Consider the following 22,941-nt stretch of genomic DNA (forward strand, 5'->3'; position numbering starts at 1 on the left):
GTGTGCCAACCGGAAAGACAAACCGAAACCGTCATATTTCAGGCGTTTCTTTGTGTTTTTTTTTAAATCCATTTAATGGACAGCCCAACGGCTATCGGTTTTTATCCAGACTGTTGATTTTTGTGCAGGAATAACTTTGGTTCGACAAAGTGAAGTTTCGTCCAGAAAATCACGTTTTGGAGGTGAACCTCGGCAAACAACTATGAGCAAAGGCAAGCGCGGCAAAAAACGGTTCCCCAAGCCTTCGCAAGCCTCGCCGTCGGTTCCACAGGAATTGCTGCCCGATGAGCCGGAAGCGGTGCCTGAACCCGAGCTGGTTTCCCCCGCCCAACCCACCTCCTTTTTCCGCCGATGCGATTGGTTGGCATTTACGCTGGCTACGTTGATTTCGTTTGGCGTTTATTTTTACACCCTCGCCCCGGATCTCACGCTGGAAGATTCCGGCGAACTGGCAGTGGGCTCGATGTATGCCGGTGTGCCGCATCCGCCGGGTTATCCGGTTTGGACACTTTACACTTGGGCATTCACCCAATTGCCCTTTGGGAATATCGCTTGGCGCGTCGCGCTCTCCTCCGCGGTAGCCGCAGCGCTCGCCTGCGGGTTGCTCGCGCTGATGGTTTCGCGAACCGCCCAATTGATGCTCAAGAGCATCGAAACATTTCGGGAGGTGAAAGAGCGTCAACGCGATCTGATCGGCCTCGCTTCCGGTACAGCCGCAGGTTTGCTATTGGCCTTCAACGGATTCATGTGGAGTCAGGCGGTGATTGTGGAAGTGTACACGCTTGGCATTTTCACGTTTATGGCCGTATTGGCGCTGATGATGCGATGGTATTTTCGCCCAACCCAACGGTGGCCACTTTACCTCGCCTATTTCTGTTTTGGCCTATGCTTTGCAAATCACCAAACCTTGCTGCTAGCCGCTGTAGGTATCGAAGCGATTGTGCTGCTAGCCGACCGAAAAATAGGGAAAGATTTTTTGCTTTGTAATTGCGGGGTGTATATCTTGGGGCTGTTCGCCACCCTGCCTGCAGAAGGCGCGCCTCCGGACAGCGAACCGGGCGTGTTCATCCTTTTCAATACCGTGGGCGTAACTATGTTTGCCCTGTTGCTGGGGATGATGCTTTACGACCGAGGGAAGCAATACGTCCTCAAGGGGTCATTGAATCCGACAAACCTAACCGCAATCACCGTGTCCGCAGTGGCTGTGTACCTGCTTTCCGCCGGAGCGTTTGGCTGGGCATGGGGTTCGTTTTTTGATGACAATAAATTCTCAAGTGCCGCCAACGCGGTGAAAGTGTGGGCTTTACTCAACGCGTTGCTACTCGGAGCGCTGGCCCTGTTTTCGTGGCTAAAAAACGGGGGCAACCCAAATACTCCGCCGCTGCTACGCCATTGGATGCCCTTGCTCAATACCCGCGCAGCTTGGCTGCTGGGAGCTGCATTTTATTTGTACATGCCCATTGCTTCAATGACCAACCCGCCGATGAACTGGGCCTATCCGCGTACCGAACAGGGTTTCAAGCACTCCTTCTTTCGAAAGCAGTACGACAAAATTGAGCCTTCAAATTTAACGCGGATATTTTTTGACCGCAACTACATCGCGCCGCGCCCAAACAACCCCTCACCCCGCACCCAGTTCAACGGCGGCCAAGCTTACGTTTACCTGGAGGAAGCCGCGCAGGAATTCAGCATGAGTTATTTGGCATTAGCATTCCTTCCAATGGCGTTCCTCCCGTGGATGGCAATCCGAGAGCGCCGTTGGATAGCGGCTCTCACCGGCATTTTCATTTCCTTCACACTCATTTTAATTTTCCTGCTCAACCCCACCGCGGATGAGCAGAACCGGCACTTATACAAAGTGTTTTTCACAGCCACGCATATTTTCATCGCGCTCGCCGCCGGGCTGGGCACAGCCCTTGTCGCCGCCACGCTGACTTCGCGCAACCGGGAGCTTGCTATTGGATTAACAGGATTTCTCTCACTGCTCGTCATTTTGGAAATCATTCAAGCGGTTGACACGTTCAAAGCCACAGATTTCATCATCCCGCAATCCGCAGCGGTGATCGGGCTGTCGCTCATTTTTCTGTTACTCCTTTGCGCAGTGGGCCGATTGGCCGGTCCCAAATCATTCCGCAGCAGCTTGCTGGCGCTGGGCGTTGGACTCATCATTTTACTTCCCATACGCCCGGCGCTTTCCAACTGGGCGGTGAACGAACAGCGCGGTCATCTCTTTGGCTATTGGTACGGCCACGATATGTTTACGCCGCCCTTTAAAATTTTTCCAGAAATGGACAAGGACGCCATTCTATTTGGCGGCACCGATCCGGGGCGCTTTGCGCCGACGTATATGATTTTTTGCGAGAGCTTTATCGCGGCCAAATACAAGCGCGATAAGAATTTTGACCGGCGCGATGTGTATATCATCACCCAAAACGCGTTGGCCGATGGGACTTATCTGCAATACATCCGCGCCCATTACAACCGCAGCGCACAGGTGGATAAGGAGGATAAGGATTTTTTCCGCAGCCTCGCCGACAAACTGGACCCTGATGAAGCCAAGACGGCTGACGACCGCAGGGATGTCCTCGAACGCCGAAGCACGCTTTATATGCTCACGCTGCTTGGCTTATTGGTGGGCGCGGGAATGCTCGTTCATGCTTCAATCCTGCGAAGGGACGAGGAGAACCACCGCGAATCACTCGGCGCGTTTCGGTGGGGGGGCTTGGTTATTCTGGGTTCACTGTTGATGTTGCCGGCAGCGGCGAAATCCGTACTGCACAAAGCAGACGGGATTTTAACCGGTGTGGGTCAGCGCGTTGAGCAAGCCCGCCGTGACCGCGGAGTGTATCCCAAGAACGAGATCCACACGCCCTCAACGTTAGATAACCAAATTGCGTTCAACGATTATTTGCAGGACGCCATGCGCCGGATGGCCCTCGGACAACTCGCCCACAACGAAAATGTAACGCTCAATTTCCCATTCCAATGCCCAAAATGCGGCACCGGCCATTTAGTTTCCGTCGACCGAAACCGATTGGAGCTCTACCGACAAATGACGGTTCAGGGCGGGCTTCTCTGCCCCAATGACCAACAGTTCATGCCCACCCCATCCAGCCCGCAAATGCAGGTGCGCGGCACCGGCTCGGTGATGGCAATTAATGCTCTCCTCACCAAAGTCATTTTTGAAACCAATCCAGCCCACTCATTTTATGTGGAAGAAAGTTACCCGCTTCAGTGGATGTATCCATACATCACCCCGCATGGAATTATCATGAAGCTCGAAGCGGAACGCGAATTTGAAATCACCGCCATTACCCCTGCCCCGTTGAACCCAACCAATGCCCCCGTACAATTGGCCGTGGGCGATGAGCTGACCTTGCCACCCGGGCCTGACCAAGATTCAATAAAACCGCTGACGCCGGCAAAGTTTTTTGTGTCTTCAATCCAAACCAACGGAATGCCCTCAGCCATCCGAATTGAAGATGGCGGGCGGTTCGAGTTGTCGCCCCCTGAACTTTTATTTGTCACCGGCGAACGCACAAACGTGGCCAGCCTCAAGGTGAAGATGGAGCGCATCCCCAATGCCGCCGCGTACCAAATTATCCAGGCTGAAGTTGACCCAAAAATGGCAGGGTTCAACTTTCAGAAAAACGAAGTGCTGCAGGTTTTTGATTCCATTATCTCGGGCAGCTTACAGATCAAACAACACGCCCGATTACGTGTCACCGAAGTCAACTCGCAAACCGGCATTGCCCAAGTAGAAATTATCCAGGGCGGACGGTACGTTTTGATGCCTCCGCGCCACATCAACCTCCACGCGGCCAACGGCGTTCCGCTTCGCATGGAAATCCAGCCCCGACGGATCCCCAAATACACCGAACTGTCTGAAGCCATGCTCGCCCGCGATCGAAAATTTTGGGACGAATATTCCAAGCGCCTCATCGGCGATGCCATCAATGAAACCATGACTGTTGAGGCCATTTGCCAGTGGGTTGAAAAAACCCATCTCCGACGCAACCTCGACGGATTTAACGGAGACCCCCGATTTCTGCGCGATCAATTGGCTCAAAAAGGGTTTTCAAAGCTGCGCGGCTCCATCGGCAACATTTACGCGTGGCGAATGCGGCTTTCACCCGTTGGCAGCAAATTACGCGCTCGCTATGCCCGCGAGGCCGAATACGCCTACCGACAAGCCTTCGCCTTCGGCCCCATCAGCCCTGAAGCGGTGATTCGCTACACTGCCCTCCTCGGCGAACTCGGGCGGCATCGCGACGCGGTGCACGTCACTCTCGCCTTCCAAAAACTCGACCCTCATTTTCCGCAGACCAGCCAAATGATCGAGCAAGCACTCGAACGAGAGATCGCCCTCCACGCAGCCGCTCATGAAATGGAGAAGGCTTTGGAATCCGCTGAATTCCTGCAGCAGTTAGTGCCCAATCCGCGTTACAAACAACTCGTGGAATCGCTGAAAGACGCCATCAAGGCGAAACAAATATACCTCGACCGATTTAATCGCGATCCTGGAAATGTGGATCATTTTAACATGGCCGTGGATGTCACCGTCCAATCACGCAAACTGCAATTGCTACCGGCCTTAATCGATCGGTTCAAATCTAACATGATCCGTAACGAACCCAACCTCGCCGCCTTGGCGCGAGCCTACAACTTCACCGAAGATTATTCGAACAAGGAAAAAATCTACCAGGAGATGGCCACCCTAATTCCAAATGACCCCGTGCCCTGGTATGACCTCGCCAATGTACAAATGCGGCTGAACAAAACCAATGCCGCCGCAAATTCACTCCTCAAATCTCTCACACTATATTCAGCCTCCGGCACCACTAATCAATATGATATTCCCTCATTCACCCGAACCAATGCTGTTTTGGCTCCGCTGCGTGAGCGACCGGTAATTCAGAAATTGCTGGAACCGAAAGAAGACTAGCCCGCGAGCGGGGCATGCGGTGCCTGCATATCGTAGTTCAACACCGAAAGGCAATAAAGCGCCGCTGTCTCACTGCGTAAAATTGCGCGGCCCAACGTAATCGGATGCGCCCCACCGGAAAGAATCTCGTTACTCTCCTCCGGCGTGAAATCGCCTTCCGGCCCAATCCACACACCGATGGATTCTGGCATTGCGCCCCGCTCGGTTAAGTGTTCGAAAATGTATTCGCGCGGATGCCGGGTGCGACCCTGCAAACTCGCGATCAAAGGAAGATCAAATGATTCGCCGCGTGCCAGAAATTCACGTGGTGTCACTGGCGGCTCAATCACCGGCAACCACGGGCTACCGCATTGCTTGATGGAATCAATCGCAATCGCGCGCCATTTGTCCACCTTCGCCACGCCATCCTCCACTTGCGCGACTGAGCGTCCCGCCGCGAGCGTCACCACCCGATGCACACACAGCTCAGTCGCCTTTTGGATAATAAAATCCATCGATTTCCCTTTCGTCATCGCCTGCAACAACGTGATGCGATACGGCAAAGGTTCGATGCGGTTTTGCTGCTGCACCACCAACCGCGTCGAGCGTTTATCAACCACCGCCGCAGTGCACATAAACTCATTCCCCGCGCCATCGAGCACGGCCACGCGTTCGCCTTCGCGCACGCGCAGTACAGTCGCGGCGTGGTGGCTTTCGCGTTCATCGAGCGTGAGCTCGCCTTCGGTCACGCGTTCGGGAGGGAGATAAAAACGGTGCATTAGTTGAAAAGATTGCGGGCTTTTTCGAAGAAACTTTTACTCTGCGGATTCACGTCATCCCCGCATGAGTTGGCAAAATCCTGCAGCTTGGCTTTTTGTTCTTTATTGAGACGCGCGGGCACCTCCACAGTCACCCGCACGTTGAGGTCCCCGGTGCCGTAACCCTGCAGATTTTTCACACCGCGTCCTTTGAGGCGAAACGTCGTTCCCGTTTGCGTGCCCGCCGGAACTTTAATGCTCGCACTGCCCGCCAGCGTGGGCACTTTCAATTCGCCGCCCAGAGCAGCCGTCACAAAACTAATCGGTACTTCGCAAATTAAATCATCCGCGTCGCGATCAAATATCTCGTGTGGTCGCACGTGCAAAACCACATATAAATCACCATTCGATCCGCCGCGCAACCCCGCTTCACCATTGCTGGAACTGCGCAAACGCGTTCCCGTATCCACTCCCTCGGGGACTTTTAATGTAATCGCACTCTTCTTCTCCTTGCGTCCGCCGCCCCGGCAATCGCCACAGGGTTTTTCCAAAACCGTACCCAACCCATCGCAATGCGGGCAGGTTTGTTGCATCCGAAAAAACCCGCGTTGCGTAACCACCTGACCTTGTCCATTGCAAGTGCCGCATTGTTTGCGCCCACTCCCTGAAGCCGCACCGGATCCGTCACATTTTTTGCAGCGATCCAGTTTAGTGATTGTGATTTTCTTTTCGCAGCCAAGCACGGCATCCTCAAAATCAATTTCCATATCGTAGCGCAAATCCGCGCCCCGTTGCGCTCCGCTGGGATCACGGCGTTGTCCACCGCCTCCAAAGAGTTGGTCAAAAATCCCACCACCCCCTCCCTCGCCAAATACCTGATTAAACAGATCCGATGCATCCACGCTCCCATGAAACCCGCCACCACCACCGCCGCCGGCTTCAAACGCAGCATGGCCCATTTGATCGTAAGCAGCTTTTTTTTGGTCGTCGCTCAGCACTTCGTATGCCTCGCCAACTTCCTTAAATTTACCCTCAGCACTCTGGTCATCGGGATTTTTGTCCGGATGAAATTTTACGGCCTGCTTGCGATACGCTTTTTTAATTTCAACCGCATCCGCATCTTTGCCCACACCGAGCACTTCGTAATAATCACGCTTAGCCATTAGTTTTCTGTGGTCTCAGCTTCCACAACCGGCGCGGCGGCCACGATCACTCGGGCCGGACGCACAAGCCGATCGTTGAGTTTATAACCGCGCTGCACTTGCTGCAGCACCGTGCCTTCCGCCGCCTCGGTGGTATGCTCTTGAGAAATGGCTTCGTGCAAATTGGGGTCGAAGGACTCGCCCACCGCCTCCACCGTATTCACGCCGGAATCCTTTAGCACACCGAGGAGTTGATCATAAATCATTTGCACGCCATCACGAATGGCCGGATCCGCCTTTTCGGCCGCGGCAAGCGCCATTTCAAAATTATCCAGCACCGGCAGCAGTTTTTCCAACAAACTTTGATTTGCGAATTGGCGCGCCTCATCTTTCTCACGTTGAGAGCGTTTGCGGAAATTTTCAATATCCGCCGCCTGGCGCACGTGGCGGTCATTGAGTTCATCAATGATGACCTGCGCTTCCTTCAGTGTTTTGGGCCCGACGGATTCGTTTTCCTCATCAGCCTCTTGCTCGGCTTTTTCGGCGAGGCGCTTTTCCAGCGCGGTCAATTCCGGTTGTTCAACGGATTGCTTGTCTTTGTCTTTTCCCATGTTCCAGAATTTCATTCGGCTTTCTTGGCCACTTTTAAATCAATGTGTAAATCGCGCAATTGACGCGCCTCCACGGCCGCGGGACTATCGGTCATCAGACACGAACCCTTTGCGGTTTTCGGAAATGCGATTACATCGCGAATGCTATCCGCGCCGCAAAGCAACGCGATGAGCCGGTCGAAACCCAACGCAATCCCACCGTGCGGTGGACAGCCGTACTTGAACGCTTCTAGCATATATCCAAAACGCGCCTGAGTAACTTCCGGCGAAAGTTGCAGCAAATCTTCAAAAATAGTTTTCTGCAATTCCGGCTGATGAATCCGGATCGACCCGCCGCCCAACTCGACGCCATTGACCACTACATCATAATGCTGACCGCGAACGCTCTTGGGGTCACTCTTCAAGTTTTCCGCATCCTCCTCCACTGGCGAGGTGAAGGGATGATGGCTCGAATACCATCGATCCATTTCGCGATCGAAAGCCAGCAACGGAAACTCAATCACCCACAGGAAATTAAATTGATCCGTTGGGATTTCCAGCTTGCCAAGTTCCACCAGCTTGTCCGCGGCATACTGCCGAATGCGCCCAAGAATTTCACAAGCGTTGATCCACTCATCGGCAGCAAATAAAATGAGGTCACCTTCCTCAATCTCCAGTTTTTCAGTTAATGCCGTTTTCTCAGCATCGCTGAAAAATTTCACAATCGGCGATTTCCATTCACCGTTTTCCACTTTGATAAATGCGAGCCCCTTCGCGCCGAGGCCCTTGGCAATGTCAGTCATCGTTTCCAATTGGCCCTGGGTGACGCAGGCAAAGCCCTTGGCGTTGATTGCTTTCACCACCCCGCCCCGTTCCACCGCACCGCTAAACACCTTGAACCCGCTCGCGGCAAATTCTTCGGTGAAATCCGTAATCTCAATCGCATAACGCGTGTCTGGCTTGTCGCTGCCATAGCGATCCATCACTTCGCGATACGGAATGCGCGGGAATGGCGTAGGCACGTCGTAATCGAGCGCGGTCTTCCAGATTTTTTTCAACAAGCCCTCGATGAGCGCATAAATATCCTCGCGATCGATGAAGGACATTTCGATGTCGATTTGTGTAAATTCCGGTTGGCGATCCGCACGCAAATCCTCATCACGATAACAGCGCGCGAGTTGGAAATATTTGTCCACGCCAGCGCACATCAGCACTTGCTTAAATTGCTGGGGCGACTGCGGTAGCGCATAAAATTCACCCGCCGAAATGCGGCTCGGCACGAGAAACTCGCGCGCGCCCTCGGGTGTGGATTTGAATAACGTCGGCGTCTCCACTTCCAAAAACCCCTGTTCATCCATGAATACGCGCGTGGCCGTGGCCACTTTGCTGCGCAACCGAAGATTGGCCGACATTTCGGGACGACGCAAATCCAGGTAACGATATTGCAGACGCAACTCTTCGTTCACTTTCGCCGCCGCTCCGGGGTCATCAATTTGAAAAGGCAAAACCGCCGCTGCGTTATGAACCTCCATCGCCGAGGCCACCATCTCGATTTGGCCGGTGGGGATTTTGTTATTCTCCGTGTCGTCCGGCCGTTGACGCACTTTTCCTGACACGCTGATAACGCTTTCGCTGTGCAGCTTGCCGGCCGATTCCACTAAGGCTGAATTGCATTCCTGCGGGTCGAAGACCAGTTGCGTGCGTCCTTCGCGATCGCGGATATCAATAAAAATCACTCCGCCCAAGTCGCGGCGCGAGTGTACCCAACCCGAAAGTGTGGCCTCTTGACCGGCGTTTTCCAGTCGTAATTCGTTGCAATGATGCGTTCGTTTCATGAATCCCCCCAACGCCCTTGGGCGAAATGGAGGCGGATACTGCCCGAAAATCCCAGAAAATCAAACAAATTTCACAGAAGTAAATTTATAGACCCATTGGACCCCCACTTACTCATCACTTCGATTCATTCCAAAGAATCCGCAGGTTATGTGTCTGACGACAGGCGACGATGATTTCGGGTTTGCCGTCACCATTTAAGTCGCCGGCTTTGATGTCTTCCACGGCGGTTTCTTTGCCGCTTAGTTGATAAGTTTTCCATTTCGAATAACCAGCATTTTGGGGGACGTACAATTTCAAACCCGGCACGCCGCGGGTAGTCATTCCACGCCAACCGGCCACCACTTGGTCGCCGCCCGTGCCCAGAAAATCCGCTGTGGCCAATGCGTGACCGTCCTTTAACGATTCATCCAGAACCCAGCGTTGCCACGATAAACTGGTGGTGGAAAGATACACCACCACCGTACTGCCGTGTTTCGGCTCAATAGTTGTGATGAATCGCTTGCCTGTGACCGTGCGACCGTCCCGGACTTCCCCGGCATAATTTGAAGTGAAACGCATATATTTCCATTTATCATTGCGATCGCGACCGAACCAATAGACCCCCTCCAAACCGGCCTGCAAAAATTCCTCACGGCCATCGCGATTCCAATCGATCGGATGAAAATTGTGACTGTCGTGCATGAAATTGGAAACCAACGTGCGCTTCCATTCGTCGGCAGGATTTTTGGGCATACGATAGGCGTATACTTTGATGCCATCACCTTTGCCACCTTTATTGCCACGACCGTGGAGCGGCTTCACAATCAAATCAAACTTCCCCTTCCCGGCTTTCATCCAGTGCATTCGATGGGTGGTAGGCTCGTGAGGCAACCGGATGGGCGCCCAGTTCCCTAGCCGATTAGCGGTGGGGTTGAGATAAAAAATCGAGCCGGAATTTTTCTCATCGCTGGTTTCGCCAATATTCCATTGGGCGCCTACAGCCAGCTCGGCTTTACCGTCGCCATCAAGGTCGCGGGCAGTAACACACACGTGATCGCGCTGGGTGAGGTGGCCGCTCACTTGATGTTTTTTCCACGTCGGGTTTTCATACCAAACGATCTTATCCTTGTCGCACAGGATGATGTCGGTTTTTTTGTCGCCATTCATGTCGGCCAATTGCAAGCCGTAACCAATGCCAATCTTACCGTCGATTTCTTGTGTGCGGAATTTGGGTTCCGCCGCCGACCCCATCGAAACCAACACAAGCAGAATACAGGTGGATGTTTTCATAAATTAATGCACCGGCCGCAGCCCGTGTCTTTTGCGGACGACATTATAGCCATAGCGATCAAGTGTTCCATCCTGATATCGAAACTTTGCATTATCCAATTCCCAGCGGGCGTGCTTCTCGCTCCAGCTCAACTCGGATTTCGCATCCAACTCATCCCGAAACGCATACTCCACCGCTTGGCATCCACCGAACAGGCACAATGTCGCCCCAAAAAGAATAATGTGTTTCACGCGCAAAGTGTCCTGTCGCAATGGAATTTTCACAATAAAAAAAACCGCCCGGCGAACCGGACGGTTGTTAACCTTGTTTCCGTATACTCACGCCAGCGCAGCTTGGGCGGCGGCAAGTTTTGCAGTTGGAACCCGGAAAGGCGAGCAACTCACGTAATTCAGGCCGAGGGTGGCGCAGAATTTTACGCTGCTGGGCTCGCCGCCGTGTTCGCCGCAGATGCCGAGCTTGATTTTCGGGCGGGTGCTGCGGCCTTTTTTAACGGCGATTTCCATGAGCTGCCCGACGCCGGTTTGATCCACCACAGCGAAGGGGTTGTTGCCGATGATGTCCTGTTCCTGATAATTCGGCAGGAATGAACCAGAATCATCACGGCTCATGCCCATCGTGGTTTGGGTGAGGTCATTGGTGCCGAAGCTGAAGAACTCGGCGACCTCGGCGATCTCATCAGCAGTCAGTGCGCCGCGCGGCACTTCGATCATCGTGCCAACGAGGTAGTTGAGTTTCACCTTCTTTTTGGCACTCACTTCTTTGGCCACGCGATGGATGATATCAGCTTGCAACTCCAGCTCTTTGCGGAAGCCAACCAGCGGCACCATCACCTCGGGCACAACTTTGATGCCCTTCTTTTGCACGTTGGCCGCTGCTTCAAAGATTGCTTGCGCCTGCATCTCGGCCACTTCCGGATAAGAAATCGCCAATCGACAACCGCGATGGCCGAGCATTGGGTTGAATTCGTGGAGGTCATTCACGCGCTGTTGAATTTCGGCTGGCTTCACCTTCAATTTTTTGGCGAGATCCGCGATCTGTTTTTTGTCGTGCGGCAAAAACTCATGCAGTGGCGGATCCAATAAACGAATCGTCGCCGGCAATCCGTTGAGCGCTTTGAAGATGCCCTCGAAATCTTTGCGCTGAAACGGCAGCAACTTCTTCACCGCCTTGCGCCGGTCCGCTTCGTTGTCGGCAAGAATCATTTGGCGCACAGCATCAATGCGATCGCCCTCGAAGAACATATGCTCCGTGCGGCACAAGCCAATGCCGGTAGCACCAAAGGCCACGGCGTTTTTCACCTGTCCCGGGGTGTCCGCGTTGGTGCGCACCGCCATCTTAGCCGCTTTATCGCACCAGCCCATCAATTGAGTATAATTTTTATACGTCCGCCCGCGCTTGGCTTTGGCGTTGTTTTCGAGCAAGCCTTGAATGACTTCGCTGGGCGCAGTCTTCACTTCGCCCGCGTAAATCTCGCCCGACGTGCCGTCGATGGATATGTAATCGCCTTCCTTGAATTTCAGCTTACCCACGGTGAGCGTGCGCTTGCCGTAATCCACGATCAACTCCGCCGCGCCGCAAACGCAAACTTTGCCCATTTGGCGGGCAACCAATGCCGCGTGACTACTCACCCCACCGCGCGCGGTGAGAATGCCGTTGGCGGCGATCATGCCACGCAGATCTTCCGGCGAAGTTTCCACGCGCACGAGCATCACCGCCTGTCCCTTTGCCGCGGCGGCCTCGGCGCGGTCGGCGTTGAAATAGATCCGTCCCGTCGCTGCGCCCGGGCCAGCGGGCAAGCCTTTGGCGATGACTTTGGTTGTCTTCAACGTGGCCGCATCAAAAATCGGCGCGAGCACTTGATCCAACTGCTCAGCCGGCACACGGTTCACGGCAGTTTTCCAGTTGATGAGTTTTTCTTTCACCATCTCACACGCGATGCGCACGGCCGCGAGGCCGGTGCGCTTGCCGTTGCGGGTTTGGAGCATGAACACTTTGCGCTCTTCGATGGTGAACTCGAAATCCTGCATATCGCGAAAATGTTTTTCCAATCGCACGCGAATGGCTTCCAATTCCTTGTGCGCGCTCGGCATCACTTTTTTGAGCTTCGCCACAGGATCGGGCGTGCGCACGCCGGCCACCACGTCTTCGCCCTGCGCGTTCATCAGGAATTCGCCGTAGAAAACTTTTTCCCCGCTGGCGGGATCGCGCGTGAAGGCCACGCCACTGCCGGAAGTCGCGCCGGTGTTGCCGAAGACCATTGCCTGCACATTCACCGCCGTGCCCCAAGCGGCGGGGATGCTGTATTTGCGGCGGTAAACATTGGCACGATCGTTCATCCACGAATTAAACACCGCCCCGATCGAGCCATCGAGTTGCTCCCACGGATCATTCGGGAACGCTTTGCCGGTGCGTTGCTTCACCAGTTTTTTGAAAGACGCCACCAATTCCTGCAAATGTTCCGCGGTCAGCTCCGTGTCTTCCGCGTGTGCGTTGCCGAGGTGTTTCTTTTTGATTTTCTCGATGACCAGTTCGAAGGGCTCTTCGTCTTCGCTCGGCAGTTTCTGCACGCCCATCACCACGTCGCCATACATTTGGATGAAGCGACGATAACTGTCCCACGCGAATCGCGGGTTGTTGCTAAACTTGGCGAGCGCTTCCACTGTGTCATCGTTGAGGCCGAGGTTGAGGATGGTGTCCATCATGCCGGGCATCGACTCGCGCGCGCCGGAACGGACCGAAAGCAACAGCGGATTTTTCTTGTCGCCCAGTTTTTTGCCCATCTCTTTTTCCATGCGACGCACGCCATCTTTGATTTGGGCCTGCATCTCACCCGGATAAGATTTTTTGTGCGCGTAATAGTAAGAGCACACCTCCGTGGTGAGGGTGAATCCGGGAGGCACCGGCAGGCCGATGCGCTTCATCTCAGCGAGATTCGCGCCCTTGCCGCCGAGTAGCGCCTTCATGGTTCCGTTGCCGTCGGTTTTGCTTTTACCAAAGTGGTAAACGTACTTGTTTGCTTTAGCCATAAAATCGTTGTGTGAAATCCAGTTAGAAAACCGGAGCGCGGAAGGTAGGGGCGGGCGCGGGCCGTGTCAACGCAATTGGCGAAAAACCAGTAGAAAACAGGCATTAAGCCTTCATCGATTCCAATTTGATGCTAATTTGCTGCAGGCAATCTCAATGGAAGATTTTGCGCGAGATAGTGAATATAAAAAACAAACTTGCCTCTTGAGCTAATAAGCCCAAACTGGACTCCTTTTGAAAAAGCACATTCAAATAACATTTGTTCTGTTTTTGTTGCAGACACTTGCTGTGAGTGCCACTCAAATTACAGAATCAACAGTAACAACAACGATCAACAAAATTGATGGTTCCATTGAATTCCACGAAGTTGGCTTTAGCTCAGAATCTGGGCCGTACGAAATACACAAACAAATCGGACTTGATGAGCATACTCTCGAATGCGGTTTCTCCGAAAAATTGGGTGTTTTTTTCAAGGACTCACCAACTGAACTTCTTTTCTCAGATGAAAATGTAGAAGACGAGCTTTCAGGCTTTGATGAGATCAACCCATTTGTAGCCAACATAAACGCTGACAACGGATTTGAATTTTATGACGATTTATTTAGGAACGGGGAAGATGTCATTCTTGAATGGCTTTCAATCAACAAAACACCATCCATGGTCATCAATTTCAAGCCAACACCTGACAACATTGCCCAACCTAAAACAGAGCAATTGGAATTATCACTATCAAATGAACAAGGTGTTTTGGATTATAAAATAAATGTTGTCACTGGCCCGGGTGCCGATGAAGGCGACTTTCCTGAACCAATAAAACCAACTATGGTTTTATTGGTTTACAAGGAAGTCTTTAGACTATCACTTGCTTCAATCGTACACGAAAATGGACTAGCAGTTTTTGACGATGGAATCTTCACGTTAGAGAATGATTTTGGAATGCGCAAATTACGTATTGGAAACTCTAAACAACTTGGTGCTGATCCTTTACGAGAGGGTTGGAATTACAAAATGAAAGACAACCAAAACGGCCGCGATGCAACCAATATGGTCACTATTGGGCCACGCATACAACAGTCTGAGCCGGATGATGAATGCAACTCATTTGTCATTTCCATTTGGCACGAATTATACTTCACACATCTCGGTTGGATTTCCGGAAAGGACAACAATTAAATGAAACATTCGATTCGTCTCATATGCGCTCTGTTTGTTTTGGCTTCGACAAATGCCTGCATTCACAACCACTATTACATCGATTCTAAATCAGCTTACGCCCAAATATATGAAAATCAAATTTCCAAATGTGACAAGTCTGTCGATGCAGTTGCCAGATTCTTTACGACTAACGAAAGCACTATCCTAAATTTTGACTTGGGAGAATTTAACCGTGAAACAGCAACCTTGGAAGAGTGTTTTTCTAAATTGAATAAAACCTCAAGGCAAACACTTGCCACTCACATTGTCAAAAACACGTTCAGCGCCATCAACACACCGCCAATGGTTTTACGTCACATCAGAATCAGGTTAATTGATGCGGAAATAACGGCTTTGAAAGCTGAAGGCAGATTCGTCGACCACAATTAATCTAAACCTTCATCGAATCAATCGTTATCCCGTGCCCCTCGCACCATTTCCCGTAAGCCAGAGGCGAAATCTCGGAAGGTTTGATTTCGCTGCGGCCGCCCCAGAAGACGTTGGTGTAGCCTACTTCGATGCCGGCCTCGGCGAGGTGTTGGTCGATCCCGGCTTTGTGGGCGAGCACTTTTTCTTTGTCCGTGCCGTGGGCGACGCCCATAATATTTACGTTCTTAAACTCCGGCCCGCCTTCGCGCCAATAACCGTGGGTCATAATATAATGCCGCCCCACTTCGCGACCGGCCTCAATCTCTTTGCCCGGCGGCACGGCCCAGTGAAAGAGCGCGTTGTAGCGCGTGACTTGTTCGCCGGTGGAAAGTTTTTTGACGTGCTCCAAAAATGTTGAGAAACGGCCAACCACACGGCGTTCATTTAAGTCTTCCGCGACTTTGAAAAATTCCTCCAACGACACACCCGCTTCCGCGGCACGCGCAACCCACAAATCCTCCACCAATTCTTCCGACGCAAACTCACGTTTCACAGCCTCCATAATGCGCCACTCGTGGTCGGTCAAATCCACCACCGCCACATCGTTCACCCTACCCGGCTCCTCCGAACGCGCGCCCGGCTCCATATCCTTGCGCCGCACGTGACCCACTCCGAGGGCGAAAATTTTCTTGGCCGGCATAATGCGAAACGACTTCGCGCCCACCTTCGCCTTGAGCACTTCGCAATGTTTTCGCAATGAAAACCCCTGCGGCACTTTCAGCGTCGTCCAAAGTTTGTAATTGGATCCCGCCGTAGTCGCGTCCGTGGAGCGCGTCACCACATGGCCGGAAAACGGATCCTTCTGAAACATATAATCAAACGCCGCATCGAGGTCGCCCTGCTCCACCTCCCATGCCACCAGCGCGCCTTTGGCCAGATTCGTGGCCAGTAAGGTCTGCCGAATACGCCGGATGACTCCCGCCTCCAGCATCGCCCGCACGCGCTCCAGCACCACCGACTGGGCCAAACCCGTCCGCTCCGCCACCACGCCAAATGGATCGCGCTGAAATCCCTGCAACTGATCCTCGCTCACCGCAAGAATCTTCGCATTCACTTCATCAGCAATTTCAACAGGAACAACAACAGAACTCATCCGCGGATTCTTGGCAGCAAACACGGACGCTGGCCAACAGATTTTTTCAAGCGCCACATTTTATCAATTACCGCACGCGACTAAATGTAGCCCGGGCCGGTGGTCCGGGTTACAAAAACTCCGCAGCCGCGGCATCGGCGAATCGCAATCCTTTCGGCGTAAGTCGAAAGCGTTCTTCCTCCAGCACACCGTTCCCCTGCTTCACCAAAGTTTGCATCGGTTCGGCCCATTCGTTGCGCAGATCGTAGCCGGTGGTTTTTTGAAATTCGGCGAATGACCAGCCGGCGTTCATTCGCAGGCCGAAGGCGGCGGTTTCGCCGGCACGTTGGAGGGGGGCCAATTGCTCAGTGTGATCGATGGCGCGTTCGTTGCGTTCGAGAATCTCGCAGTAGCGTTGGGTGTTGGCGATGTTGGTGGTGCGGATGCCGCCGACGTATCCGGTGGCGCTCGGGCCAAGGCCGTGATAATCGCCACCGCGCCAGTAGTTGATATTATGCCGACAAGCTTCGCTTGGGGTTTCGAATTCATTTGCGCCGGAATGCTTTGCGAAATTGGCGACTTCGTATTGATGAAAACCGCGTTCGCCCGCGAAGTCCACGAGCGCCTCAAACATATCGCACGCCAAATCTTCGTGCACCTCAAACTCGCCCGCTTGCAGTTGCTCGTACAGCGGCGTGTCCTGTTCGTAAATGACCTCGTAGCAGGAAAGATGTTCCGGCTCCAAGTCGGCGGTTTCGCGCAGGGATGCCTTCCAAACCTCCATTGTCTGCGACGGGATGGCGAACATCAGATCCAGATTGATGCGCTCAAAACCCGCCGCGCGCAGAGCATCATAGGACTTAAAAACCATCTCGCGCGAATGCACGCGGCCAAGGCGCTCAAGTAAGCCGGCATCAAGCGATTGCACGCCCATCGAGATGCGGTTCACGCCCGCGGCGCGCAGCAGCTTGGCTTTCTCCAGCGAGAGCGTGGCGGGATTGCATTCTACCGTCCACTCCTCCGCACCCGTAAGGCCAAGGCGATCCATCGCGGTGAGCACGGTTTCCCATTGGCGCAAATTCAAAATAGAGGGCGTGCCGCCACCGAAGAAAATTGTGCGCGGCGGCAAATCGTCCGCCACCAATTCCAGCTCCCGCACCAGCGCGGCCACGTAGCGATTCACCGTTGCTCCATCCGGCGCGTGCGAGAAGAACGCGCAATAGCTGCACTTGCTCGCGCAAAACGGGACGTGGCAATAAAGCGATTCAACAGGCACGCGAGATATTAACGCGCCAGCAACGTCCAGTCAATTGACACACGTCCGCCGCACCCGTACCGTGCGGCGTGTTTGAACTGCATCAGCCTTACCCGCCAGCGGGAGACCAACCGGAGGCGATTGCGCAGTTGTCGGCCGGGCTGAAGGAGGGCTTGGCACATCAGGTTTTGCTGGGAGTGACGGGGAGCGGCAAGACGTTTACGATGGCGAATGTCATCGATCAAACCAACCGTCCCACGTTGGTAATTTCCCACAACAAAACACTGGCGGCGCAATTGTACGCGGAGTTCAAAACTTTTTTCCCGAAGAACGCCGTGGAATATTTCGTGAGCTATTTCGATTATTTCCAGCCCGAGGCGTACATTCCGCGCACTGATACGTTCATCGAAAAAGATTCATCGGTGAACGAGGAAATCGAGCGGATGCGGCTCTCGACGATGGGCTCGCTGATGAGTCGGCGCGATGTGGTGGTGGTGGCCAGCGTGTCGTGCATCTACGGCATCAGCAGCCGCGAGGATTACGAGGCGCTGATGGTGCCTCTGGCGGGCGGACAAAATATCACGCGCGAACAATTGCTATCGCGTTTGGTGGATATTCAATACGCGCGAAACGATGTGGCCTTCGAGCGCGGGCAATTCCGCGTGCGCGGCGATACGGTGGACATCCGCACCTCCAACACGGAGGACGCCATTCGCGTGGAATTTTTCGGCGACGAAATTGAACGCATCCAGCGCTTTGATCCGCTCACGGGGAATACGATTGAGACGCTGCCGGCCACCACGATTTTTCCTGGCAAACAATTCGTCACTCAGGGCGACAAAATGAAGGCAGCGATGAAAACCATCCGCGTGGAACTGCGCGAACGGATTCAGCAACTGGAAAAAGAAAACAAATTACTCGAGGCCCAACGCATCAAAATGCGCACGGAATACGATTTAGAAATGATGGAGGAGTTGGGTTACTGCAGCGGCATCGAAAATTATAGCCGCCACATCAGCGCGCGCCCGCCGGGCTCGAAGCCGAACACGTTGATGGATTTTTTCCCAAAAAACTTCCTGTTGGTCGTCGACGAAAGCCACGCAACACTGCCGCAGATCCGCGGGATGTACGCCGGCGATCGCTCCCGCAAAACGGTGCTGGTGGAGCACGGTTTTCGCCTGCCCAGCGCGTTGGACAATCGCCCGCTCAATTTCGAGGAGTTCCAAACCCACCAACACCAAACCGTGTACGTCAGCGCCACCCCTGCCCCGCTGGAAATGGATTGGGCCAAACCAAACGTGGCCGAACAAATCGTTCGCCCGACCGGCCTCGTCGATCCGGAAATCACCGTGCGCCCGCTCAAAGGCCAAATCGATGATCTCATCGAGGAATGCCGCCAATGCGCCGATGCCGGCGAGCGCGTGCTCGTCACCACCCTCACCAAGCGCACGGCCGAGGAGTTGACTGATTACCTCCGCGATATCGGCGTGAGTGTGCGTTATCTGCACAGCGACATTGATGCGCTTGAGCGTGTTGAGATTCTGCGCGCGCTGCGCAAAGGCGATTTCGATGTACTTGTTGGCATCAACCTCCTGCGCGAAGGCCTGGATTTGCCCGAAGTCGCCCTCGTCGCCATTCTCGATGCTGACAAAGAAGGGTTCCTCCGCAGCGCAACCGCGCTCATCCAAACCGCCGGTCGCGCCGCACGCCACTTACAGGGCCGCGTGCTTTTGTACGCTGATGAAATGACCAAGAGCATTCAAAACTTTATGGCCACTTCCGGCTATCGCCGCGAAAAACAAATCGAGCACAACAAGCAAAACAACATCACCCCGCGCAGCGTCACCCGCGCCGTGGAGGAAAGCCTCGGCAACCGCCAAGATGCCACCGACAAAGCCACGATGCTATTGCGCGAAAGCAGCGAAAATTTTGACATCACCGAAATGATTCGCCAACTGGAAAAAGAAATGCTCGAAGCCGCCGAGAAATTAGAATTCGAAAAAGCTGCCTTGCTGCGCGATCAAGTAAATCAATTGAAAAGAGAGATTGGTGAATGATTGTTGATGGCTGAGCCACAACTCCCTCAACATTCATCCGCCAAAGGCCGCTAGTTCCAGGACAAATCATCCGGCGCATCGGACATCAGCCGGTTCACGCCGCCCATTTCGCGCATGATGGTGCGCCAGAGTTTTTCAGGAGATTGCTCGAACACGTGTTCGATGGTGGCCGTGTGCGTCACCCACGCTTTGCGTTCCATTTCATCCTCCAATTGGCCGGGCCCCCAACCGGAGTAACCCGTGAAGACTCGCACTTTTTGCGTGCTGGAAAATGAATCACCCAGTTCCACCAAATCCTCCAGCGAATGATCAAGGTTGAGATTGGGAAACACATTGGCATCGGGCAAATAATCATCACTGTGCAAATAGCTCAACGCCGCCGGCTGCACGGGCCCGCCCACCCACAAATCCTGTTCGCCAATGCGCTCGGGCAAGTCATCCGTGACCGCCTCGCCCACCGTGCGTTCGGCACCGCGATTGAGCACCAGCCCAAATGCGCCATCGCTGCTGTGTTGGCAAATGAGCACCACCGTGCGATTAAAAAAAGATCCACTCAAACCACCGCCATCGAGCAGTAGCTTACCCTGCAATGATTGAAACTCTTCGTGCACGCTGGAGAAAGTTTGCAACAAGCTTGCGAAATTCGCAATCCCGTTCATAATTCGCCGATGAAAACTGCCCTGATTATTGCCGCCGCTCTATTTTACGCCGTTGGCTGCTCCACCACCGACACCGGCCATCGGGAGTATTTACCCGGCAAGGGGTGGGTGGATGTGAAATAAATGATTAGGCCCAATGACCAATTCCCCTGACCAATTCCCCAAAGGGAAAGCATTAGGCTATTGGGATTTCACCAATTCCCTCGCCGCTTCCATCACCCCTTCGGCGCTCAACCCATTCTTTTCATAAAGCTGATCCGCCTTATATGCGGATTGGCCGAACTCGCCGTCGATGCCGAGCGTTTTGACGCGATGCGCGATGCCGGCCCGGCTTAATGCGTGGCTGAGTTGCGCACCCATTCCGCCGATGGATTGATGATCGTCGATGGTCACCAGATTCCCGCCTGCCGCGTTCACAGCGGCGCCGATGGTTTCGACGTCCACTTGATTGATAAACGGATTGTTGATGACCGTCGCCTTCACGCCTTCGGCGGCAAGTTGCTTGCCCGCTTCGATAACGCGATTGAGCAGCACGCCGCTGCCGACTAAAACCACGTCGCCGCCTTCCTGTAACACCTGCGCTTTGCCCCATTCATAAACAGGATTCTCCACCCAACGGAGCGGATAATTTTCGCGGCCCACAAAGAAAATATAACTCTCGCCATCCCTGCCCGCCGCGCGGTCGGTCTCGAAGCGTTTGATGGCTTGATACATAAAAGCCTCCGCTTCATCGGAACACGAAGGCGCAATCACCGTTGTGTGCGGGATGGCGCTCATCGCCGCAAGATACGTCGTCGCCTGATGGCTCGCGCCATCGGCCGCATCCTGAAATCCCACGTGGCTAAACATCGCAATCACCGGCCCCTGGCTCAGCGCAGCCATCGTGAGGGGGAGATTCCCTTTGGTGACACCGAATTGGCCGAAGGTATCCACGATGGGAATGAAACCGACTTTGCTCATGCCCGCGCCGGTGCTGATCATATTGGCCTCGGCAATGCCCACCTCGATGAAGCGGCCCGGGAAAGATTTTTGGTACGCGCTAATGCCCGTGGACCCCTGCACGTCAGAGGAAATTGAAAACACCGGCGCACCTTCCTGGGCCGCGCGAATGGCACCCGCCGCGAGCCCGGCCTGCACTTTGCTTTTCTTCACCGCGGGCGAATCGCTGGCGGGCGCGGCGGCTTTGGCTTCTTCGGCGGCTTGCCAATCGGCGCGAAGTTCGTTGGCCCATTCTGAAAATTCCGTGGGCACTTCCGCTTCGCCAAAAATTTCGGACATCCAATCGACGATATGCTCACCATTCTTGAGCGGGAAACCGTGCCCGCCGGCGGCATTTTCCTCGGTGCTGGCGATGCCTTTGCCCTTGATGGTTTTCACCCAAAGACAAACCGGCTGGGCTGGATTAGCATTGGCCTCGGCGATTCCGGACTCAAGCGCGCTGTAAACCGCCTGCAAGTCGTGCCCATCGGCAACCTCAATGACCTTCCAGCCGAGATGCGCCAGCGCGGCGAAACTCGGTTGCATCGAAAAACTATCATCCGTGATGCGACCGGAAAGCTTCGTGTCGTTATCGGAAAGAATGAGCACGAACGGATTCACGCGCCCTTTCGCCGCGAGGCCGGGAATGGCGGCGACGGATTCCTTGGCCTCGCCTTCCATCATCGCGCCATCGGAAATCGTGCATATAGTCACGCGCTCGTTGCCCGCCATTTTGTCGCCAATGGCCAGGCCTTGCGCTTGCGGCAAGCCGGAGCCGAGCGGGCCGTTGCTAATTAAAATTCCTTCGGGATTGATATGGCTTTCGCCGTGCCCCGTGAGTTTGCTTTCGATCCCACGAAAGCCACGCAGCGTTTCGTAGCTCATTCCGTCAAACGCATAATTCGCGCGCAACGCGTACACGCCATTTTCCGTGTGACCGGCGTCATTCACAAAATGAAACGCCTCGTGCCATTGCCGTCCCTTCGCGGCAAACATCAGCGCGTGCGTGGCCGCCATAATTTCCGCGAACGCCGCCGGACCACCCCAGTGACACGCCGCGCCGCCGACCACCGCGTGCACATTCATTAGCGCCACCGCCGCGCGAGTCGCTTTGGGATCGGCCACTGTCACCTCGGCACCCGCGCGATCTTGCACCGTCACGGAATACTTCGGCGGCTCCGATGGCGTGCTCGCCAAGCGGGACGGAATGGAAATTGGAGTCAACGCCGGCGCTTCGATCGGCTTCACGTTTGCGGATTCATCTGCTCCCATAAATAAAAAAAGTCTGTGTGGTTTGTGTGTAAAATGAAAACTGGTACGCACGGCAGGACTTGAACCTGCAACCTTTAGTTCCGGAAACTACTGCTCTATCCAATTGAGCTACGCACGCGAAGGGGTTGAGGCTAGCGCACGCGCGGGCATCCCGCAACTCTCTAATAGCCTGCCTCCTCGGCACCATCCTCTTCTTCCTCGTATTGGGGAGTAAAAACGGCGATGCCTCGAAAATACGCACTGGAGCCCGCGCCTTCCTGGCAAATGGATACGCTGACCGGCTCCATTCCGTTTTGGCCCGCGTATCGGTTGATGGCGGCAGACACGGACTCGACTGAGTCCCCCGTAAATCCAGCGGCTTCATTGCGCATCCGGAAAATTCAACTGAAAGTCAGCGCGAACTCAACTGAATATTATGAACAGGGTTTTTGACATTTCAATTTGGTTTGCAATATCAGAACCCGACGCCAAACTGGCGGCG

The 22,941-nt window shown here is 54.1% G+C and carries 16 protein-coding genes and 1 tRNA gene; 4 read left to right on the forward strand and 13 right to left on the reverse strand.

Annotation, left to right across the window (positions count from 1 at the left end; all coding sequences use genetic code 11):
- The first annotated feature begins 202 nt into the window (after positions 1–202).
- On the forward strand, positions 203–4,945 hold the full coding sequence (locus H8E27_05085; GenBank protein ID MBC8324981.1) for a DUF2723 domain-containing protein: 4,743 nt from the start codon (positions 203–205) through the stop codon (positions 4,943–4,945).
- On the opposite strand, the gene H8E27_05090 is transcribed toward H8E27_05085, so the two are convergent.
- The 7 genes from H8E27_05090 to H8E27_05120 form a co-directional block, all read right to left on the reverse strand.
- Positions 4,942–5,703, reverse strand: a complete 762-nt coding sequence (locus H8E27_05090) for a 16S rRNA (uracil(1498)-N(3))-methyltransferase (protein MBC8324982.1) — start codon at positions 5,701–5,703, stop codon at positions 4,942–4,944. The genes H8E27_05085 and H8E27_05090 overlap by 4 nt on opposite strands.
- Positions 5,703–6,845, reverse strand: coding sequence for a molecular chaperone DnaJ (gene dnaJ / locus H8E27_05095; protein ID MBC8324983.1), 1,143 nt, complete (start codon positions 6,843–6,845; stop codon positions 5,703–5,705). The genes H8E27_05090 and dnaJ overlap by 1 nt, the downstream gene beginning before the upstream one ends.
- Positions 6,845–7,450, reverse strand: a complete 606-nt coding sequence (grpE, locus tag H8E27_05100; protein MBC8324984.1) for a nucleotide exchange factor GrpE — start codon at positions 7,448–7,450, stop codon at positions 6,845–6,847. The genes dnaJ and grpE overlap by 1 nt, the downstream gene beginning before the upstream one ends.
- Positions 7,447–9,249 carry an aspartate--tRNA ligase gene (gene aspS / locus H8E27_05105; protein MBC8324985.1) on the reverse strand — a complete coding sequence of 601 codons (1,803 nt, stop codon included), beginning with the start codon at positions 9,247–9,249 and terminating at the stop codon, positions 7,447–7,449. Before aspS ends, grpE begins: the two co-directional genes overlap by 4 nt.
- A gap of 115 nt (positions 9,250–9,364) precedes the next feature.
- Positions 9,365–10,519, reverse strand: coding sequence for a VCBS repeat-containing protein (locus tag H8E27_05110; GenBank protein MBC8324986.1), 1,155 nt, complete (start codon positions 10,517–10,519; stop codon positions 9,365–9,367).
- Between the two features lie 3 nt (positions 10,520–10,522).
- A complete protein-coding gene (locus tag H8E27_05115; GenBank protein ID MBC8324987.1) occupies positions 10,523–10,750 on the reverse strand; it encodes a hypothetical protein in 228 nt (75 codons plus the stop codon).
- A gap of 87 nt (positions 10,751–10,837) precedes the next feature.
- Positions 10,838–13,546, reverse strand: a complete 2,709-nt coding sequence (locus H8E27_05120) for a pyruvate, phosphate dikinase (GenBank protein ID MBC8324988.1) — start codon at positions 13,544–13,546, stop codon at positions 10,838–10,840.
- A gap of 232 nt (positions 13,547–13,778) precedes the next feature.
- Here H8E27_05120 and H8E27_05125 point away from each other — a divergent pair, with 232 nt between their 5' ends.
- Together H8E27_05125 and H8E27_05130 are read left to right on the forward strand one after the other, a co-directional pair.
- Complete coding sequence (locus H8E27_05125; GenBank protein ID MBC8324989.1) at positions 13,779–14,717, forward strand: hypothetical protein; 939 nt, start codon at positions 13,779–13,781, stop codon at positions 14,715–14,717.
- Complete coding sequence (locus H8E27_05130; GenBank protein ID MBC8324990.1) at positions 14,718–15,128, forward strand: hypothetical protein; 411 nt, start codon at positions 14,718–14,720, stop codon at positions 15,126–15,128.
- A gap of 1 nt (position 15,129) precedes the next feature.
- Here H8E27_05130 and H8E27_05135 read toward each other — a convergent pair whose 3' ends face one another.
- Positions 15,130–16,260, reverse strand: coding sequence for an Lrp/AsnC family transcriptional regulator (locus tag H8E27_05135; GenBank protein ID MBC8324991.1), 1,131 nt, complete (start codon positions 16,258–16,260; stop codon positions 15,130–15,132).
- Positions 16,261–16,369: 109 nt separating this feature from the next.
- On the reverse strand, positions 16,370–17,515 hold the full coding sequence (hemW, locus tag H8E27_05140) for a radical SAM family heme chaperone HemW (GenBank protein ID MBC8324992.1): 1,146 nt from the start codon (positions 17,513–17,515) through the stop codon (positions 16,370–16,372).
- A 68-nt stretch (positions 17,516–17,583) separates the two neighbouring features.
- Here hemW and uvrB point away from each other — a divergent pair, with 68 nt between their 5' ends.
- Positions 17,584–19,551 carry an excinuclease ABC subunit UvrB gene (uvrB, locus tag H8E27_05145; protein MBC8324993.1) on the forward strand — a complete coding sequence of 656 codons (1,968 nt, stop codon included), beginning with the start codon at positions 17,584–17,586 and terminating at the stop codon, positions 19,549–19,551.
- 50 nt (positions 19,552–19,601) lie between these two features.
- Here uvrB and H8E27_05150 read toward each other — a convergent pair whose 3' ends face one another.
- The 4 genes from H8E27_05150 to H8E27_05165 form a co-directional block, all read right to left on the reverse strand.
- A complete protein-coding gene (locus H8E27_05150) occupies positions 19,602–20,162 on the reverse strand; it encodes a YqgE/AlgH family protein (GenBank protein MBC8324994.1) in 561 nt (186 codons plus the stop codon).
- Between the two features lie 228 nt (positions 20,163–20,390).
- The gene (locus H8E27_05155) at positions 20,391–22,460 is read right to left on the reverse strand and encodes a transketolase (GenBank protein MBC8324995.1); all 2,070 of its coding nucleotides are present in this window, start codon (positions 22,458–22,460) and stop codon (positions 20,391–20,393) included.
- Between the two features lie 41 nt (positions 22,461–22,501).
- Positions 22,502–22,578: transfer RNA gene (locus H8E27_05160), tRNA-Arg, on the reverse strand.
- Positions 22,579–22,621: 43 nt separating this feature from the next.
- Complete coding sequence (locus tag H8E27_05165) at positions 22,622–22,831, reverse strand: hypothetical protein (protein ID MBC8324996.1); 210 nt, start codon at positions 22,829–22,831, stop codon at positions 22,622–22,624.
- Between the last annotated feature and the right edge of the window lie 110 nt (positions 22,832–22,941).

It is taken from the genome of Limisphaerales bacterium, assembly GCA_014382585.1.
Classification (GTDB): Bacteria; Verrucomicrobiota; Verrucomicrobiia; order Limisphaerales; family UBA1100; genus JACNJL01.

Excerpts from the sequence above, each read along its gene's own strand:
- H8E27_05130 (MBC8324990.1), top strand. The coding sequence starts at position 14,718 with ATGAAACATTCGATTCGTCTCATATGCGCTCTGTTTGTTTTGGCTTCG.
- aspS (MBC8324985.1), bottom strand. The coding sequence starts at position 9,249 with ATGAAACGAACGCATCATTGCAACGAATTACGACTGGAAAACGCCGGT.
- H8E27_05090 (MBC8324982.1), bottom strand. The coding sequence starts at position 5,703 with ATGCACCGTTTTTATCTCCCTCCCGAACGCGTGACCGAAGGCGAGCTC.
- H8E27_05135 (MBC8324991.1), bottom strand. The coding sequence starts at position 16,260 with ATGAGTTCTGTTGTTGTTCCTGTTGAAATTGCTGATGAAGTGAATGCG.
- H8E27_05110 (MBC8324986.1), bottom strand. The coding sequence starts at position 10,519 with ATGAAAACATCCACCTGTATTCTGCTTGTGTTGGTTTCGATGGGGTCG.
- H8E27_05120 (MBC8324988.1), bottom strand. The coding sequence starts at position 13,546 with ATGGCTAAAGCAAACAAGTACGTTTACCACTTTGGTAAAAGCAAAACC.
- H8E27_05085 (MBC8324981.1), top strand. The coding sequence starts at position 203 with ATGAGCAAAGGCAAGCGCGGCAAAAAACGGTTCCCCAAGCCTTCGCAA.
- grpE (MBC8324984.1), bottom strand. The coding sequence starts at position 7,450 with ATGAAATTCTGGAACATGGGAAAAGACAAAGACAAGCAATCCGTTGAA.
- dnaJ (MBC8324983.1), bottom strand. The coding sequence starts at position 6,845 with ATGGCTAAGCGTGATTATTACGAAGTGCTCGGTGTGGGCAAAGATGCG.
- H8E27_05155 (MBC8324995.1), bottom strand. The coding sequence starts at position 22,460 with ATGGGAGCAGATGAATCCGCAAACGTGAAGCCGATCGAAGCGCCGGCG.
- H8E27_05165 (MBC8324996.1), bottom strand. The coding sequence starts at position 22,831 with ATGCGCAATGAAGCCGCTGGATTTACGGGGGACTCAGTCGAGTCCGTG.